Source organism: Saltatorellus ferox (assembly GCA_007751475.1).
Taxonomy (GTDB): Bacteria; Planctomycetota; UBA1135; order UBA1135.
In genome coordinates, this window is sequence record CP036434.1 from 3,891,363 (window position 1) to 3,908,658 (window position 17,296).

A 17,296-nucleotide genomic window follows, 5' to 3' on the forward strand; every position below is an offset into this window, starting at 1 on the left:
AGGCGGGGGCTAGGCTCCCCGCCCTCGAAGTGCGACACTGAACGACGCCCCCTAAACATTCCTCTCCACTCTCTCATCCGTGACTGACTCGAACTCCACTGCCCGTCCGCTCCAGGGACAGGTCGCGCTCGTCACCGGCGCCAGCCGCGGCATCGGCCGCGCGATCGCCGAGACCCTCGCGAGGGCCGGCGCCCGCGTGGTCTGCGTGGCGACCTCCGAGGCCAACGTGGTCGAGACGGCGAAGGCGTGCGCGGCCCACGAGCCGGGCGCGAAGGCGTACGGCGTGGACGTGTCCGACACGAACGCCGTGGCGGACCTCGTGAAGGAAGTGACCACCGAGTACGGCGGCATCGACATCCTCGTGAACAACGCAGGGATCACGCGCGACCAGCTCCTGATGCGCATGGCCGAGGACGACTTCGACCGCGTGATCGCCGTGAACCTCAAGGGCACCTGGAACTTCGTCAAGGCGGCCGCGCGGCCCCTGATGAAGGCGGGCAGCGGCCGGATCATCAACATCGCGTCCGTCGTCGGCGTCACCGGCAACGCGGGCCAGGCCAACTACGCGGCCAGCAAGGCCGGCGTCATCGGCCTCACGAAGTCGACGGCCAAGGAACTCTCGGGCCGCGGGGTCACCTGCAACGCGATCGCGCCGGGCTTCATCGAGACCGACATGACCTCGGACATCCCCGAAAACGAGCGTGGCAAGCTCATGGGCGCCATCCCCCTGGGCCGTATGGGCTCGGCGGATGACATTGCGGCTGCTACGCTCTTCCTGGCCGGCCCGACCGGCTCCTACATCACCGGACAGACCTTGATCGTCGACGGCGGCCTCAGCCTCTAAGGAAGCTGGAGCCTCCCGGCAAGCCTGCTCCTCGGAGTGGCGCTCGCCTCGGTCAGGCCTTTTACCCACCCCCAGCGGAATCGCAATTGTCGCGACCCGCAACCCCAGCCTCGGCGCGCTCCGCGCTCCGGAGCGACAAGACCCCCCGCTACGGAGAGTACGAAGTGAGCGATTCCTCAATCGAAGACCGCGTCAAGAAGATCGTCTGTGACCAGATGGGCACGACCCCGGACAAGATCTCCCTGGAGACCTCGTTCATCAACGACCTCGGCGCGGACTCGCTTGACACGGTTGAGCTGGTCATGGAGTTCGAGGACGAGTTCGAGATCAACATCCCGGACGAAGACGCAGAGAAGATCCAGACCGTGGGCGCGGCCGTCGACTACATCGGCGCCAAGCTCCAGTAGTCCGGAACTGCCCCGGCAGTCCGAGACGCTAGCTCGACCACTCGGGAGATCCCGGGGGCCCAAGGCCCCTGGGTTTCCAACACCCCTCATCCGCTCCTTCGCCGGAGCCACCAGGCCATGCGCCGTGTCGTCATTACAGGAATCGGCACCGTCAACGCGCTCGGTCTCGACGTCGCCACTTCCTACCCGCGCATCCTCGCGGGCGAGAACGGCGTGTCGACGATCACTCGTTTTGACACCGAAGGAATCTCCGCCACCATCGCGGCCCAGGTCGACTGGGATCCAGAGGCGTGCGGCTTCGACGTGAAGGATCAGCGCAAGCTGGACCCGTTCACGATGTGGGCGATGATGGCCTCCGACGAGGCGTTGCAGGACGCCGGGATGGAGAAGCCGAACGACCTGCCCCAGGAGCAGCGCGAGCGCATCGGTACGATCATCGGAACCGGCATCGGCGGCATCACGGGCATCCTGGAGCAGCACGACGTGCTGAAGGAGCGCGGCGCGCGCCGCGTGAGCCCGCACTTCATTCCAAGGATCATGCCGAACGCCGTCAGCGGCCAGGTCGCGATCCGTCACGGGCTGATGGGCACCGCGTTCACGACCTCCAGCGCGTGCGCGTCGGCCGGTCACGCGATCGGCATGGCGTGGCGAGCGATCCAGTGGGACGACTGCGACGTCGTCGTCACGGGCGGCGCGGAGTCGGCGATGACGCCCCTGTCGATGGCGGGTTTCGCCTCGGCGAAGGCGCTCTCGACGCGCAACGACGCGCCGGAGCTGGCGAGCCGTCCGTTCGACAAGGACCGCGACGGCTTCGTGATGGGGGAGGGTGCGGGCATCCTCGTCCTCGAGGAGTACGAGCACGCGAAAGCCCGGGGCGCGAAGATCTACGCCGAGGTCAAGGGCTACGGCTCGACCGACGACGCGTTCCACATCACCGCGCCGAAGGAAGACGGCTACGGCCCGATGCGCGCGATGCAGGAAGCCCTGCGGCACGCGGGCGTGAACCCGGACCAGGTCGAGTACATCAACGCGCACGGCACGAGCACGGCGTACAACGATTCCATCGAGACCACGGCGCTGCACCGCGTTTTCGGTGATCACGCCAAGAAGCTGGCCGTGAACTCGACGAAGTCGATGGTCGGGCACCTGCTCGGCGGCGCGACCGCCGTGGAGCTCGTGGTGACGGCCCTCGCGATCAAAAACGCCGAGGTCCACCCGACGCGCAACTACACGACGCCGGATCCCGCCTGCGACCTGGACTATGTCCCAGGCTCAGCGCGCCAGCTCGTGATCCAGAACGCCCTGTGCAACTCGCTGGGCTTCGGCGGTCACAATGTGTCGATCTGCATCGGCAAGGTCTAGCAGCCATCCCCAACCCGCCCCGCGCGAGAGCGCCTCGAGAGACCATGTCGATCCCATCCCTGGAGGCGCTCCGCGCCGACTTCGAAGAAGCCGGCCAGGGCCATGTGTTCAGGCACTGGGCCGAGCTGGAGCCCTCCCAGCAGCGTACTCTCGAGCGGCAGCTCAGAGCCGTGGACCTGGCGCTCGTCGCCCGTCACGGCGCGCTCCTCCAGAGCAGTGACGCGGCGGCCGCCAGCAACCTGGCGCCGCCGGATTTCTTCCCGCTGAACCGCAGCGCGGAGCAGGAGGCCCAGGCCCGTCAGGCCGCCGCCCTCGGCGCGAACCTGCTCGCCGCGGGCAAGATCGGCTTCGTGCTGGTCGCGGGCGGCCAGGGCTCGCGCCTGGGCTTCGACGGCCCGAAGGGTGCCTTCGAGATCGGCCCGGTGACCAACAAGAGCCTCTTCGCGTGGCACGCCGCGCGCATCCAGGCGGCGTCCTACCGCTACGGCTTCGACCCCCTGTGGTTCGTGATGACGTCGGAGGCGAACGACGACGAGACGCGCGCGTTCTTCGAGGCCCAGGACTACTTCGGCCTCTCGAAGCAGAACCTCTTCTTCTTCACCCAGGACATGCTCCCGGCGCTCGATGCGAACGGGCGGATCCTGCTGGCGTCGAAGCACGAGCTCTTCCTGGCGCCGGATGGCCACGGCGGGACCCTGGCCGCGCTCTCCGCCTCGGGAGCCCTCGAGGTCATGGCCGAGGAGGGCATCGAACAGCTCAGCTACTTCCAGGTCGATAGCCCCCTGACGCGCCCCGCGGACCCGCTCTTCATCGGCCTGCACGCCGAGGCGGGCGCGCAGATGTCGAGCAAGGTGGTGCCGAAGCGCGATGCCCACGAGAAGGTCGGCGTCCTCGGCCTCGTGGACGGAAAGCTCGGGTGCATCGAGTACTCGGACCTCACGGACGATCTGCGCCATGCGCGGAACGAGGCCACGGGCGAGCTCCTCTTCAATGCCGGTAACATCGCGGCCCACATGATCCGTCGGGACTTCATCGAGTCGCTGGCGAGCGGGGGCGCGCTGGACCTGCCCTGGCACATCGCGCGCAAGTCGATCCCGTCCATCGACGCCGCCGGCGCCCCGACCCAGGTCGACGGCGTGAAGTTCGAGACCTTCGTCTTCGATGCCCTCGCCAGGACCCGGTCGTCGGTGGTCCTCGAGGTCGAGCGCGCCCAGGAGTTCAGCCCGGTGAAGAACGCGGAGGGCAGCGACTCGCCGGAGACGGCGCGCGCGGACCTGACCCGGATCGGCGCCGAACTCATGGCGGGCCATCCCGATTGGAACGCCGCGGACTTCACCGCCATCGAAATCGATCCGAGGGTCGCCGAGACGCCCGAGGAATTCCGAACCACTGCCGCCCATGGTCGAAAGGTCAACGGCGGAATCGTCTTCGAACCTGATCAAGAGGGGCCGGTTGCCGGCTAGCTCGACGTTGAGCGACTGGGAAACCTGGAACAGTCCCGCCATCAAGGCGGAGCTCCAAACCACACCGATCGTCGTGGTGATGGGGGGGGACTCGTTCGAGCGCGAGGTCTCCATGACCTCGGGTCGCTCGATCGTGGCCGCTCTCCGTGACCTTTCGGGCCCGTCGGCGGACGTCACGCCGCCGGTGACGGAGCTGGAGATCAGCGCTTCGGGCCAGTGGTGCCTCGACGGCCTCGCGCTCTCCCCGCAGCGCGCCGTCGAAGCCCTCCCCGCGAACGCGGTCTACATCCTCGCCCTCCACGGCGGGGCCGGCGAGGACGGCCGAGTGCAGGCGTTCCTCCAGCTCGCAGGCCGCCGCCACACGGGCCCCGGCACCGCCACCTCGTCGCTGTGCATGCACAAGCACCACTCGCGCCTCGTGGCCTCGGACGCAGGAGTCGCCGTGGCCCCGGGAGCCTTCGCCACGAACGGAGCCTTCAAGCTCCGCCGCGAGGACTCGCTCGCCCGTTTCCACGCCGTCCCCGGCAAGGTCAAGTTCGTGAAGCACGCCACGGCGGGCTCGTCCTTCGGAGTCTTCCGCTGCACCTCGGACGAAGAGGTCACGAAGGCCGCCGACACCATCGCTGAGGATGGGGGAGACATCCTCGTCGAGACCGAAATCTCGGGCCTGGAGACCACGTGCGGAGTGATCGGCACGGGCAACTCCGCCCACGCCCTGCCGGTCGTCGAAATCCTGCCCGCGACCTCGACGTTCTTCGACCACCAGCAGAAGTACGCGGCCCAGGGGGGAGCGGTGGAGAACTGCCCCCCGGTCTACCTCCCGTCGAACCTGGCCGAGCGAATCAAGATCCGCGCCCGCCGAGCGTGGGAATCCTTCAACGGCCACGGCTACGGCCGAATCGATTTCATCGTGCCGTGCAAGACCTCGCGCGAGGGCGAGAGGGTCTTCGAGGACGACGCCGAACCGATCATGCTGGAGGCCAACACCCTCCCCGGCTTCACGCCCCGCTCCCTACTCCCTCTGGCCGCCAAGGCCGACGGAGTGAACTACCGAGAGCTCTGCCTGGAGATCGTGGCGAGAGCCCTCTGAACCGATGCCCCAAGCTCCCCGGTTATCCAGCCCCTGCCTCGCCCCCGCCGCCCTCCTCCTCGCCCTCGCCCTATCGGCCTGCGCATCGACGAGCGAACCCACGGGCCCCCTCCAGACGGGCGTCGAAATCCAGGCCTACCCGGCGGGCATCATCCCGGCCCTCCATTTCCGCAAGACCGTCAGCGACCGAGACGTGATCACGGCCCGCCTGGGCACGAACATCACCGACCGCCGCGACTGGGGCGAGCACGACGACGAATCCGGCTCTGGTTTCGGCGGAGGCCTGGGCTGGCGCCGGTCCCTGAACCACCCAAGCCCCTTGACGGAGTCCGGCTTCCACTACGGAGCCCGCCTGGACCTCTGGAACCTGAACATCGACTGGAAGGACCCGGGCCGTTCAGGCTCGACCGACATCCTGGTCCTCCAACCCTCCGCAGAATTCGGCTACGGCTGGACCCACCCCTCCCTGGGCCGATTCGAAACCACCCTGGGCCTCGGAGTGGAGATCAACGTCGACACGGACGGAGAGGACGTGGGGGAAGGCCCGATCCTCCTCTTCGGCCTGACCTGGCTCCCCTAACCAGGAACCCAGAGCTGGAACCCCAACCCGAAGGATGGCGCCCCCCCGCCCCCTTCGCTATCCTCGCCCCACGAGAGCGAGCCGAAGTGGCGGAATGGTAGACGCGACGGATTCAAAATCCGTTTCCCGCAAGGGAGTGAGGGTTCGAGTCCCTCCTTCGGTACTCCCCCGAAGTCAGCGCTGATGGACTCGCCAAGGACGCGGGTTGGAGGTAAGGAGATGAGCAAGGCGGTCTTCATCGCTTCGTCGCATTCAGATTGGAAGGACGAGCACGGCGAGCGCTACCACTTTCCGAAGAGCAACTACCTCAGCGTCGTCGAGCGAACGATGAACGATTGGGTCGTGTTCTACGAGGGACGGCGCGGCGGCAACCGCGGCTACTACGCAACGCAGCGCGTCGTAGGCATCGAGTCCGACCCGTCAGACGCGGGGCATGCCTACGCAATCCTGGATCGCGGTACTCTGCTGGACTTCGAGACGAACGTCCCGCGAACGCGAGCCGATGGCACACGGTACGAGAGCACGCTTCCAGCGATGGGTGGCAACAACACGAGCGCGGTCCGCCTCATCTCTGAAGACGACTTCGCGGATATCATTCGAACTGGACTCCAGCCGACCATCACACCCGACGCATTGCCCCGTGACGGCGCCTACCCTGAATTGGAAAGCCGCTCCTGGCCATCCCACGACGGCAACGACGCGCGTGGGGTCGACGCGCTGCCGTTCGATGAAAGAACGCGCATTCTCACTTCGCGTGCTTTCCGGGACCAGAGTTTTGCGAGGACGGTGAAAGCCGCCTACCGCTCCCGCTGCGCCATCTCTGGTCTCGAACTCCGGAATGGTGGTGGCCGACCCGAAGTCGAGGCCGCACACATCATCCCCGTAGCTTCAAACGGGCCAGACACGGTACGCAACGGGCTCGCCTTGTCAGGGACGATCCACTGGATGTTTGACCGAGGCCTGATCTCGGTGGCCCCCGACTACACGATTCTGCTGGCGCCTGACTCCGTGGCCGCCGAAGCCGTCGAGCGTTTGATCAACCCTGCCCGCAAGCTGCTGCTTCCAGAGGACTCAAGCCTTCACCCGCATCAGTCGTACTTGGCATGGCACCGAGCGCAGTGTTTCAAGGGCTGACCAAGGAGCGGTCCGCGTCACTTCGCAGACTCTCACGCACCGCTCTTGCAAGCCTTGCCACGCTGGTGTGGAGTTCTCTAAGCGTCCCACCGAGCGCCAAGCTGACGACGTTGATGGAGATCCCTGCCTGTCGAACCACGTGATCTACCGGGACACCGTCTCCGAGATCGGCGTAGACGAGCCAGCCGCTGGTCAGTCCCAGGCGCGTGCAGTAGGCGAGCATTTGGTAGGCGTCCGCATTGGGGAAGTCGGCATGATTCGCCCGCTTGTACTTCGCATCGAGGACCGCCAGGCACCGGCCTTCGTTCCACCATGTGATGTCCGGCCTCATCGCGATCCTCCCTGCCACATCCAGATGGGTGACGTGCTGCGCTTCTACGCGACCACCGTAGGATTCGAGGACCTTGGCCAATCGCTGGGCGAGGAACGACTCGAAGACGTGGTTCATGTTGAAGAGAAACCCGAGGCCGGGAGCTTTGGCGTCGGGGAACTCTAGGGATCTCTGGTCCAGCAGGAGCCGCGCGAGCGCCAGGGCTGGGCTGTAGCGCTGATTGATCCTGGTTTCGAGAATCGGAGGGACGACTACGCCTCTTCGCCATGGCTCTACGCCGTCGAGGCGGTGGCGGAGGTGCCGAAGTCGCGCGATCCATGATGGGCTCGCCTCCATGTGCTCTGCGATCATGATCGCTGCCTTGAGCACCTGGTTCTCGATGATGTTGATCTCGTACTCTTCGTAGCGCAGCTCGTTCGGAATCAAGATGCCCGGGCGACGAGCGATCTGGCGCTCGAAGAGGACGCGCCCTCGGAGGTGGGCTTCGGCGCACTCCTTCGTCACGTATCCCTGGATGGGCGTCGGAGACAGCGCGGCTTCACCATGCCACGTAAACGCATGGAGTAGCGCGGACCAGGGGTCGTCGGCCTCGGTCAGCAGGGTCTCCGTCTCCTCCCAGGCCTTCGCCCCCGACATGAAGGTGGCCATGTAGAGCACCCTTGCGATCGGCACCTTGGGGACAATCCTCAGCTCGAGGTCGCCGTAACGAATCACTCCGACCTTGTGCCGCGCGCGGACCACGTAACGCCCCCCAGGCGCAGGGGCAATCCTCACGTGACCATCGGCGTGCATCTGTAGGGCGACGCGATCGGGGAGCTCCAGCTCGCGGGAGCTGTGCTCTTCGATCGTCTCGGACTGCAACGTCACGGGCATCGATCTAATCTTCAGCGTCTGAGGAAGTCGGATCGAGCTCAGCGGGAGGAGGTTCGATCGACCCCCTGAGTTCGGCGATCGAGAAGCGGTCGGTAGCCCCACGCTTGCCGTAGAAGTGCTCGGCCAAGAGCGGCATGATCGCGTGCTTCCAGGTGCGCTCGAGCTCAGGTGCCTGGTCCACGTTCGGGTGCATCAGGTAGGAGGGGCCGACCGCGTAGTCGGTGTCGTCCAGGCGCCGATTCAGCTCGTCCAGCAATCGCGCAGGCAGGTCACTCATTCGATGCACGGCCAGCCACTTCCTCAAGAGGTCGGAAATCGGCGGCTCGGTCGGCGAGAACTCGACGAAGAAGAAGCGCCGACGGATCGCCGCATCGACGAGCGCGATGGACCTGTCTGCGGTGTTCATCGTCCCGATCACGTAGAGGTTCTTGGGGAGTGAGAACTCGTCATCGGTTCCAGATCCATACTGAAGCACGAGGCTCTGCTCCCGGTACTCGAGCAGGAAGTAGAGCTCTCCGAAGATCTTCGCGAGATTGCCTCGGTTGATCTCGTCGATCAGGAGAAGGTACGGGTTGCCGGGGTCCTCGCGCGCGGCGTCCGCGATCTCCTTGAGAGGACCAGGCTTCAAGACGTAGGACATCTCGCCCTGGTCGTTCACCTGCGGGCGGAATCCCTCGATGAAGTCCTCGTAGGAGTACGACGGGTGAAACTGAACCAGGCGGTAGTTGCCTCCATCCGCTGTCAGGTGCTCCGCGATCCTCTGGGCGAGGTACGTCTTTCCTGTCCCTGGTGGACCGTAGAAGATCAGCTGCTTCTTGGCCGAGAGCATCTCCACGATCTCGTCGAGCCATGCGCGATCGAGCATCCATCCTGCCGCGAGGTCGGAGTCGATCTTCCGAAGCCTGGGTTCGGCGATGGAGGCCGGTTCGAGGGCCACGGGACCGTCATCGGTGGCCTCGAGCAAGCTCTCGATCTCCTCAATGAGGGGCGTGATCTCAGTCACCGTCAGGAGCGTTCGCAGCCGCGAGTACAGAGCGGGACTCACGTCACTTCGACTGATCGGCGCATCCGCGTTGGCCCAGTCCACCTCGCGGCTCCACTCATCCAGGTCTGGATCAAACGTCGCCTCGCTCTGGACGGTTCCCAAGAAGAGGCCCGCACCGCTCGGCATCAGGACGAGGTCGCCAACCTGCATCCTGGTGATGAATCGGTGGATGCTGCCCGCTTGGTTCCCAAGCTGATGGTTGGAGAGCTCCGGATAGGTGGCGAGCAAGCCGGCTTTCACGACGTCGACAGTGGAGCCAGGCGGCACGTTCACCGACCAGAAGATCCGCGTCTTTCCACTCTCGAGTGTCTCACGCGTCGCGTCTTGGCCGTCGATCTTGACGCGGACGATCCAGGCTGCTCCACCGGAGGTGGCTCGACGCGATGGGCGAGGGAGCCTCTCACCGGTGAGCTTCTCGATTGCCTCGAGTGCCGATTCACTGAAGGACCTCCTGTAGGGGGTCTTCCTCACCGCCGAGGCCCGAATGGCTGCAACGTACTCCTCCTTGAGCACATCGATCGCAGGTGCGAGAGCTCCTGGATCAACCGACTTGTAGAGCGAGACATCATCTGGAAATGAAAACGGTCTTGCAGTGGTTTCTACACCCACCCTGGCAAGGCGCGCCTGCACCCTTGTCGGCTCGCCCACGGCCATCAGGCTCCATCCTCGCTTGCCGATTGAGATCGCGCGGTTGGGCCCAACGTTCAGCGATAGGCCACTTCCGGATCCAGACTGCGAGATCGACCAAGATGCCTCGTCGACAGCGTGTGCCGTCGCGATCCCAAGGGCCACCGTGGCGGCAAAGATCTTGAGCCCTTCAGAGTCCTCGAATGCGCCCTCGAGCCTCGTCAGGTGTGAATCCGACGGGGCCTGCGCGAGAGGCTTCGCGGCTTGCTTGTCGTGGTCCCACGTGGATCGCACGTCCTCTGCGTACCAGGTGAAGTCGTCCCTCAAGCGCCCCTTGAGGGCTTCACGAATCGACAGCAGCTGGCGGTCGATATCAGGATCATCCGAGGCTTCGTCCGCATAGGCCGCCACAACGCGCGCCTTGTGATCCGGCGAGACCATGTCTTCGAAGATCATGGGGAAGAGCAAGAACTGCAGCGCATTGCGCTGGGCGGCTGCCCGCTCTTGCGGAAGACCCACGAGGAGCTTCTTGAAACCCCACGGATCTTCGAGGAGCGCCGCACGCTCCTCCTGTGGAAGCGCGCACCAGCTCTCTGCAAACTCAAGGAGGAACGCGACGAGGTAGAAGCGGTTGCTGTTGTAGCCCACCCCTCCGTTGACGAGACCGGTGGAGAGCGGCGCCAAGAGTTCGTCAGGCACCTCGAACGGCGCAGGAGCGAGCATTCCGATGCTATTGAGGATCGACAGCTTCGTCTCCAATCCAACATTGTTCAGCACCAGCAGATGGATGTAGACGAGCTCTGCCAGCAGCAACGTCTCCGCCTGGTTCGCGCCTGCCATCTGCTCTTTGAGCTTCTCCACGAACGTTCCCGTCGACTCGTCAGGATTGTCGACGATCCGCTGGCGCAGCGAGCTCGCCGTTGAGGTGGACCAGCTTTTGACCGACCCATCGAACAGGGAGCGTCCTTCCAGCAGCGACGTATTCCTCCAGCGTGTTGCCACTTCGTAGACCGATGCGTAGTCGGGGTCAGAGGCTCTTCGGACTTGGCTCATTCTTGAACTCGTGGGGATGGAGTGGTCAACACCTGTCGCGGCCGAGCTATCGGCTGACAACGATGACGAGCATGCGGAACACGTCGTTGACATGACCTTCTCGCGCTAAGGTGACTGTGGGCAGCAGCCGTACCTGGGAGTGGCACTTCAGCAGCGCCGCCGGGTCGAATCAAGCCTCCCGCACCGGGGGATAGCACAGTTCGCCCCACTCCATCTACAAGCCGTGATCGACCACCACGGCGACGAGCTGGCTCGACAGTAGGCGGACCACTCTGGCCGCCGGCTCCACCGTCACTCGGTTCATTCCGCTGCCGAGGGTCGCTCCGCCGTGGATGATCTGGCAGCGCAGGAAGTAGACCGCGATCAGCAGGCGGTGGACGGCGGCTGAGGGGCGGCCCTCCAGCAACTCGTTGCGGAACTTCGCGGAGAGGCCTCGGTTGGGGCGGACGTTGTCCCACTCGCCGCTGCGCCAGAAGTGGGAGATCAGGAAGGGGCTCTCGAGAAGTTCCTTCGCCTCATGGGTGAGGGTCTCGAGGGAGGCGGCGATTCGGCCCGCTTGGTCCACCTGGCACGCCTGCGTCGTGAAGTGGTCCAGGGCGATTCGGTCCTTCATCGGTGAACCGTACTCGGAGTTCCAGCGGCCGTAGAGGGAGTTCAGCGCGACCCAGCGGAAGACGAGCGCTGCGTCCGTCGCGCTCCTCGACTTCGACGAGGCTTCGATCCGCTCCGCTTGCTTCAGGGCCTTGCACGCGCGATGCACTCGGATTCTCAGGGGCTCGTCGCGGTCCTCCTTCACCAGCTTCGCCTTGGTCGGCGCCCACGCGGCATGGAGTTCGATGGAGGAGAGCGGTTCGGCGATCGCCAAAGATTGTGGCATGGGTGGTGGGCAGGGCTTTGTGGTTGGCCCGCGGTGGGGGCGAGGTGGAAAGCTACCAATCCTGGAAGGTCTGCGGCTTCACGTTCATCAGTTTCGCCGCCTGGGACTTGTTGCCGTTCGTCTCCGCAAGTGCCCTCTTCACGTAGTGCGAACGGAGCTCCGTCTGCAGCTCCTTCACATCGAAGGCGTCGTTGAAGGGGCGGTCCAGGATTCCCGACGTGGAGCTGCTCGGTAGGGGGAGGAGGGAGTCCTCCACGTCGCGGAGGGTGATCTTTTCTCCCGAGGCGTAGATCGCCGCGCGCACCAGCGTGGTTCGGAGCTCGCGGACGTTCCCTGGCCACGGATGGCCGACGAGGCGCGCGCGTGCGTTCTTGGCGAGGGTTCGGGGTTCGAAGTCCGGCTCGAGGTTGAGTTCTGTCTGGACCTCCGTGAAGAGGGCGTCGATGAGCTCGTGCAGGTCCTTGCCGCGCTCTCGCAGCGCGGGTAGGCGAAGGATCCCCACGGCGAGGCGGTAGAGGAGGTCGCGGCGGAAGCCTCCGTTGTCGACGGCCTCGAAGAGGTCGACGTGGGTGGCTGCGACCACCCGCACATCGACCTCGCGGGGCGCGTGCTCTCCCACTCGCGTGACCTCCCCCTCCTGCAGGGTTCGCAGGAGACGGACCTGGGCCTCCAGGGGCAGCTCCCCGATCTCGTCCAGGAGGAGCGTTCCACCGTTCGCCTCCTCGAAGACTCCCGGCCTCTCGGAGGTGGCGCCCGTGAACGCGCCCTTCGCGTGCCCGAAGAGGCGCGCGTCGATGAGTTCGGAGGGGATGGCGCCACAGTTGAGGGCGAGGAATGGGCCCTCGGCACGGCGGCTCGCGGCGTGGATCGCGCGCGCGAAAAGCTCCTTGCCCGTGCCCGACTCGCCGAGGATCAGGACCGGCACGTTTCGGGGGGCGAGGCGCGTCGCCAGGGCGATCGCCTCGTTCATCGGCCTGGAGGATCCGATGATCTGGGCGAAGGCTGGCTGGTTCGGGGTGAGGCCCTGGGTGAGGCGGACCAGGCGCTGGTCCGACCGCTCCAGGAGGCCCGTGGCGAAGTCGGTGGAGATCTCGAAGGGCAGGTCCACGACGGTGGTGCCGGACTCGATCGAGCACTTCACGAGGCGCGCGTGGAAGCGCGACTTCGCGAGCAGGAGCCAGACCGCGTGCATCGCTGGCGTGCCCGCGCTGAGGAGAAAGTGGAGGTCCGCGGTCGGGTCCTTGCGCTGCAAAGCTTCCACGCAGTCGGTGGCCGTATCGAGGATCCCGACGTGGTCGCTCGGGTCCGCGAGCGTGACGGGGGCGATCTCGACTTTGGCGCCGGACTCGGCGGCCAGCCAGGTGGCGTAGAGGTCGAGGCGCTCGAGGTCAGCTTTCGAGGTCGCGTTCGTGAGGAGCACGACCTGCTCCATGGCGAGGTCCTTCGACGCTCTGAGCGTGGGGCCGAGTTCGGCGGGATCGGGATCTTCGAGGGCGGCGAGGTCTTCCTTGGCGGCCCAGGCGAGGAGGAGGTTTCCCATGCGCGGGAATGTTATCGGGAATCCGGATGATGATCCGGAAGAAGGGATACGGGGTAGGGAAAGCGCGCTGCGACATCGTGCTCGCAACCGTGAGTAAAGGTTCAGAATCGCGATTTCGAGCGTACCGCCCCGCACTGGCACACCCCTTGCCTGGGAGGACAAAGCAAGCACGCGGCGCGTGGCCCCACTGCTAACTGCCTCGGTGGGGATCTTGCCCGCGCGCCGCGTTTTCCTATCTCCCAGCCTGCCCCCCTTCATGCCACGACCGAACCTCGCCGCCTTTCTCGCCCTCCTCCTCAGCCTCGTCTCCTGCCAGGCGGGCCCGCCGCCGGCGGGCGGCGCCGTGCTGCCCGATCGAATCTCCAAGACCACGGTGCTCGTGGGCCAGCGCCAGCTCGAAGAGTCCGAGTGGGCTCCTGTCGAAGATCAGTTCCTCCTGGGTGCCGAGTACTCGTCGATCTCCACACAGGCGAACTTCGGTCCCGAGTTCGGGTTCAACGGCTCCTACGCCAGCGAAGACCTCGGCGGCCTCACCCTCGACGCCACGCTGCTCGAAGCGTACCTCGGCGGCCGGATCCAGAGCACCACGGGCAACGCTCGCCCCTTCTTTGGAGCCGGCGGCGTCCTCACCTACGGAGAGATCGAGCTGTCGAACGGCTTCTCCTCCGCCTCGGCCGACGACACCGTCCTCGGCTTCTACCTTCACGGTGGACTCTCGGTCCGCGCTTCCGAATCCCTGGAGATCGTGTTCGACGTCAGGAAGCGGTTCGGCAGCGATGCCGAGATCGAAGGCGTCGAGATCGACGTCGATTACCTGACGTTCGCGATCGGGTTCTCCTTCTGACGGGAGTTGAGTGGCCCCGGCGTGACTGTGCGTTCGACGCAGCACGCGCGCGGAGCTCTCTCGTAGAAGTTTTTTGCAACCGTTTGGCGGCCGCATCGTGCGCCGCTCGGTTTGTCCGCGAAACGGCGGCGTGCGTCGCTCCACTCATGCGTGGCTCGAGTCCCTCGCACACGTTCACCTTTCGCTTCGTCCTGTTTGATGCGCCTTCGAGCGCCTGCCTATCTCCCAACCCATCCATGTTTTCGAGACTTTCTTTGACGGCCTTGCCTGCCGCCCTCGCCCTCACGCTCTTCACTGCGGCGCCCGCGCACGCACAGTTCTGCGATACGGAACTGATCCCCGGTTTCCCTGAGGTCAGCGCCCAGGCCGGATCTTCGGTCAGCCTCTCAGGGACCCTCGCGGCCATAGGCTCGCCGTTCGCCAGCGGCGGCCTCTCGGCGCCCGGCACCAACGGTGCTGGAAGCGTCTCCCTCTTCGAGCAATCGGGCGGCGAGTGGTCGCTGACGACCACGCTCTTCTCGCCGAACCCGGAGCCCGAGGGCCAGTTCGGCTACGACGTGGCCATCGAGGGCGACCTGCTCCTCGTCGGCGCCCCCTTCGAGGACAGCGGCGCGGTCAATTCCGGCCGCACCTACCTGTATCGCAGAATCGGCGGCGCGTGGACGCTGACGGACACCATCCTCGAGCTCTCGCAATCGCAGGAGTCGCGGTTTGGCCACAGCGTCTCCGTCTCCGGCACCCGCCTGGCGATCAGCGCCATCCGGAGCAGCTTCTTCGGTCCGAGCGCAGGTGCCGCGTACTTCTATCGCGCTGGCGGCGGCTCGGTCGTCTTCGAAGATCGCGTCGGACCGAACCCGGTGACCGCCAACGGGTTCTTCGGCACCTCGGTCTCCCTCTCCGGCAGCATCTGCGCGGTGGGGGCGGTCTTCGACGGAGCGATCGCGAACAACGAGGGCTCGGCGTACGTGTTCGAACGACAGCCGAACTCCACGTGGAACCAGTACGCCAAGGTGGTCCCACCCGTGAGCCAGTCCAGCGCCTTCTTCGGCGTCGCGGTCAAGCTCGTCGGCGGTGTTCTCGTCGTGGGCGCCGAGGGCATCAACAACGGCGCCTCCAGCGGCAGGAGCGGCTCGGCCTTCGTGTTCCGGGACCAGGGCAATGGCAGCTACGGACAAGAAGCCGAACTGGGATCGCCCACGCCGATCTCCAATGGAAACTTCGGCCGCGCCGTGACCCTGGCCCCGGGCCGGATCGCTGTAGCCGAGATTGGCGGCGGCGGCGCCGTTCACACCTACGTACGAGTGGCGAATCAGTGGACCTATGAGCAGACGATCCTCGGGCTGAACCACATGAACGGTGACGGCTTCGGGACCGATGTGGGCCTGATCGGGGACGCTCTCCTCGTCGGCGCACCGACGCGAAGCACGAGTATTCCCGTATCTGGCGCGGCGTTCGTCTACGACCTCGATTTCGAGGACTGCAACGCGAACGGGCTGAATGACTTCTGCGAGATCGCTACCACGCCAGGTCTGGACTGCGACAGCAACGGGCTCCTGGACACGTGCGAGATCGCCGCGGGGACCGGCGTCGACTGCAACGCGAACTGGGTCCTCGACAGCTGCGAGATCGCCGCGCAGTCGTTCCTCGACTGCGACTCGAACGGAGTGCTCGACACGTGCGAGATCTCGACGAACCCCGGGCTCGACTGCAACTCGAACCAGCGGCTCGACGTCTGCGATATCGCCGATGGGACCGAGCCGGACGTCAACGGCAACCTCGTGCCTGACGGATGTGAGAGCGTCGGGTTCAACCCCGGCTGCCAGACGATCAACAACTCGACCGGAGTGGTCGGCGGCTTGACCGCGTTCGGCATCGAGACCGCTCTCGCGAACGACATCGTGCTGGTGGCGAGCGACATTCCGCTTAACACCTTCGGCTACCCGATCGTGAGCCGGATGTCGGCCCAGGTGATCCCCCCGGGCGCTGCGGGCTTCCGCTGCGTGGGTGGCTCGGTGGGGCGTGACTACGGGAACATCTTCAACACGATGCAGACCGGTGGCGCGCTTCTTCCGATCGACCTGACGGCGATCCCGTCACCGAGCGGGCTCATCACGGCCACCGCGGGCGAGACGTGGTACTGGCAGCTCTGGCACCGCGATTCGTTCGGGGGCGCGCTGACGTCCACCTTCACCGACAGCATCATCTTCACCTTCCAATAGGGTGGCGATGCCATCGGGCCGGAGCGCAGCTCTGGCCCGATGAATGAGTTTCGCAGCGCGTGGCCCCATCGTGCCTGCCAGCCGGGGTACACCAAACACGCGCTGCGTTTTCCTGTTTCTTGTCGAACCGCTCGTCTGCTTCTCGCTCGCCCATGGCCCTGGCCCACGATGCCTCCGTGCATCGCTCGATCACCAAGACCAGCTATCTCCTCGGCCGCCAGTGCCCGCGCCGACAGTGGCTTGGCCACCATGGGGTGGTCGAACCCGCGGTGACGGAGGCTGCGGTTCTCGCACTGCAGATCGAAGCCAGCCGCGAGGTTGAGTCGCTCGCGGCCGAGCTCTTTCCCGGCGCCTTGCGGGTCTGTCGCGAAGGCGAAGCCACAACTCCTTACGTGGGCGTCGAGGGAACGAAGCGCGCGCTGGCGGAAGCGCAGGCCGTGCTCCAGGCGCACTTCGAGGCCGATGGTCTCGCGGCGATCTCGGACATCGTCGAGGTGCGGGCCGAAGGCCTCTACCTGTGGGAGGTCAAGTCGTCGACCTACGAGGCCGAGGGCGATGACGACGAGGCCAGGGCGAACCCGCTGTACGACTGGGACCTCGCCTACCAGGTGCATGTGGCCAGGGAAGCCGGGAACGTGGTCATCGGGGCCGGTTTGATCCTGCTTCGGAAGGAGTACGTCCGCGGTGGGGGGCCCGTGCGGGCCGAGGAGGTGCTCATCCGGCTGGATCGTTCGGCGGAGGTCGCAGCGCTGGCGGCTCGTGTGGCGGAAGAGGTCGCGGCACAGCAGTCCATGCTGCGTGGGTCCACGATGCCGACGGAGCTGCCGGGACCGCGCTGCAAGGGTGGCCGGAAGGTGGCTGCAGGCAATCGCCCCAGCGACTGCGGGCACTTCCTGCCCCACGGTGTCTGCGGCCGCGAGCTTCCGGTGTTCTGGGCGGGGAGCCTGCCGAACCTGGCGGGGGGGAAGATCGCGCTCGTCACGGGGACGCCTGGCCTGAAGATCGAG

13 protein-coding genes and 1 tRNA gene are annotated in these 17,296 nt (G+C 65.8%); 10 read left to right on the forward strand and 4 right to left on the reverse strand.

Going from position 1 to position 17,296, the window contains the following annotated elements; translation table 11 throughout:
* Positions 1–79 precede the first annotated feature (79 nt).
* The 8 genes from fabG to Poly30_RS13925 all read left to right on the forward strand — a co-directional run bounded on the left by fabG (position 80) and on the right by Poly30_RS13925 (position 6,880).
* Positions 80–844 carry a 3-oxoacyl-[acyl-carrier-protein] reductase gene (gene fabG / locus Poly30_RS13890; RefSeq protein ID WP_145198251.1) on the forward strand — a complete coding sequence of 255 codons (765 nt, stop codon included), beginning with the start codon at positions 80–82 and terminating at the stop codon, positions 842–844.
* A 164-nt stretch (positions 845–1,008) separates the two neighbouring features.
* A complete protein-coding gene (acpP, locus tag Poly30_RS13895) occupies positions 1,009–1,251 on the forward strand; it encodes an acyl carrier protein (protein WP_145198253.1) in 243 nt (80 codons plus the stop codon).
* Positions 1,252–1,368: 117 nt separating this feature from the next.
* Positions 1,369–2,613, forward strand: coding sequence for a beta-ketoacyl-ACP synthase II (fabF, locus tag Poly30_RS13900; protein WP_145198255.1), 1,245 nt, complete (start codon positions 1,369–1,371; stop codon positions 2,611–2,613).
* A gap of 44 nt (positions 2,614–2,657) precedes the next feature.
* Positions 2,658–4,076, forward strand: a complete 1,419-nt coding sequence (locus Poly30_RS13905; protein WP_145198257.1) for a UTP--glucose-1-phosphate uridylyltransferase — start codon at positions 2,658–2,660, stop codon at positions 4,074–4,076.
* Between the two features lie 7 nt (positions 4,077–4,083).
* Positions 4,084–5,166 carry a D-alanine--D-alanine ligase family protein gene (locus tag Poly30_RS13910; protein ID WP_419190168.1) on the forward strand — a complete coding sequence of 361 codons (1,083 nt, stop codon included), beginning with the start codon at positions 4,084–4,086 and terminating at the stop codon, positions 5,164–5,166.
* Between the two features lie 4 nt (positions 5,167–5,170).
* Entirely contained in the window at positions 5,171–5,746 is a 576-nt protein-coding gene (locus Poly30_RS13915; RefSeq protein WP_145198261.1) for a hypothetical protein, read from the forward strand.
* 80 nt (positions 5,747–5,826) lie between these two features.
* Positions 5,827–5,909 (forward strand) — tRNA-Leu (locus Poly30_RS13920).
* 56 nt (positions 5,910–5,965) lie between these two features.
* Positions 5,966–6,880: an HNH endonuclease gene (locus Poly30_RS13925; RefSeq protein WP_145198263.1), complete on the forward strand. Its 915-nt coding sequence runs from the start codon at positions 5,966–5,968 to the stop codon at positions 6,878–6,880.
* Here the strand turns inward: Poly30_RS13925 and Poly30_RS13930 are convergent.
* The 4 genes from Poly30_RS13930 to Poly30_RS13945 all read right to left on the reverse strand — a co-directional run bounded on the left by Poly30_RS13930 (position 6,870) and on the right by Poly30_RS13945 (position 13,226).
* The gene (locus Poly30_RS13930; RefSeq protein ID WP_145198265.1) at positions 6,870–8,186 is read right to left on the reverse strand and encodes an McrC family protein; all 1,317 of its coding nucleotides are present in this window, start codon (positions 8,184–8,186) and stop codon (positions 6,870–6,872) included. The genes Poly30_RS13925 and Poly30_RS13930 overlap by 11 nt on opposite strands.
* Entirely contained in the window at positions 8,089–10,809 is a 2,721-nt protein-coding gene (locus tag Poly30_RS13935; protein WP_419190169.1) for an AAA family ATPase, read from the reverse strand. The genes Poly30_RS13930 and Poly30_RS13935 overlap by 98 nt, the downstream gene beginning before the upstream one ends.
* Before the next feature lie 214 nt (positions 10,810–11,023).
* The gene (locus Poly30_RS13940; protein WP_145198269.1) at positions 11,024–11,686 is read right to left on the reverse strand and encodes a hypothetical protein; all 663 of its coding nucleotides are present in this window, start codon (positions 11,684–11,686) and stop codon (positions 11,024–11,026) included.
* Positions 11,687–11,738: 52 nt separating this feature from the next.
* Positions 11,739–13,226, reverse strand: coding sequence for a sigma-54 interaction domain-containing protein (locus Poly30_RS13945; protein ID WP_419190170.1), 1,488 nt, complete (start codon positions 13,224–13,226; stop codon positions 11,739–11,741).
* A 256-nt stretch (positions 13,227–13,482) separates the two neighbouring features.
* Between Poly30_RS13945 and Poly30_RS13950 the strand changes: the two genes are divergently transcribed.
* Together Poly30_RS13950 and Poly30_RS13955 are read left to right on the forward strand one after the other, a co-directional pair.
* Positions 13,483–14,070, forward strand: a complete 588-nt coding sequence (locus tag Poly30_RS13950; protein ID WP_145198273.1) for a hypothetical protein — start codon at positions 13,483–13,485, stop codon at positions 14,068–14,070.
* Positions 14,071–14,306: 236 nt separating this feature from the next.
* Positions 14,307–16,289 carry a hypothetical protein gene (locus Poly30_RS13955; protein ID WP_419190171.1) on the forward strand — a complete coding sequence of 661 codons (1,983 nt, stop codon included), beginning with the start codon at positions 14,307–14,309 and terminating at the stop codon, positions 16,287–16,289.
* Positions 16,290–17,296: the final 1,007 nt, after the last annotated feature.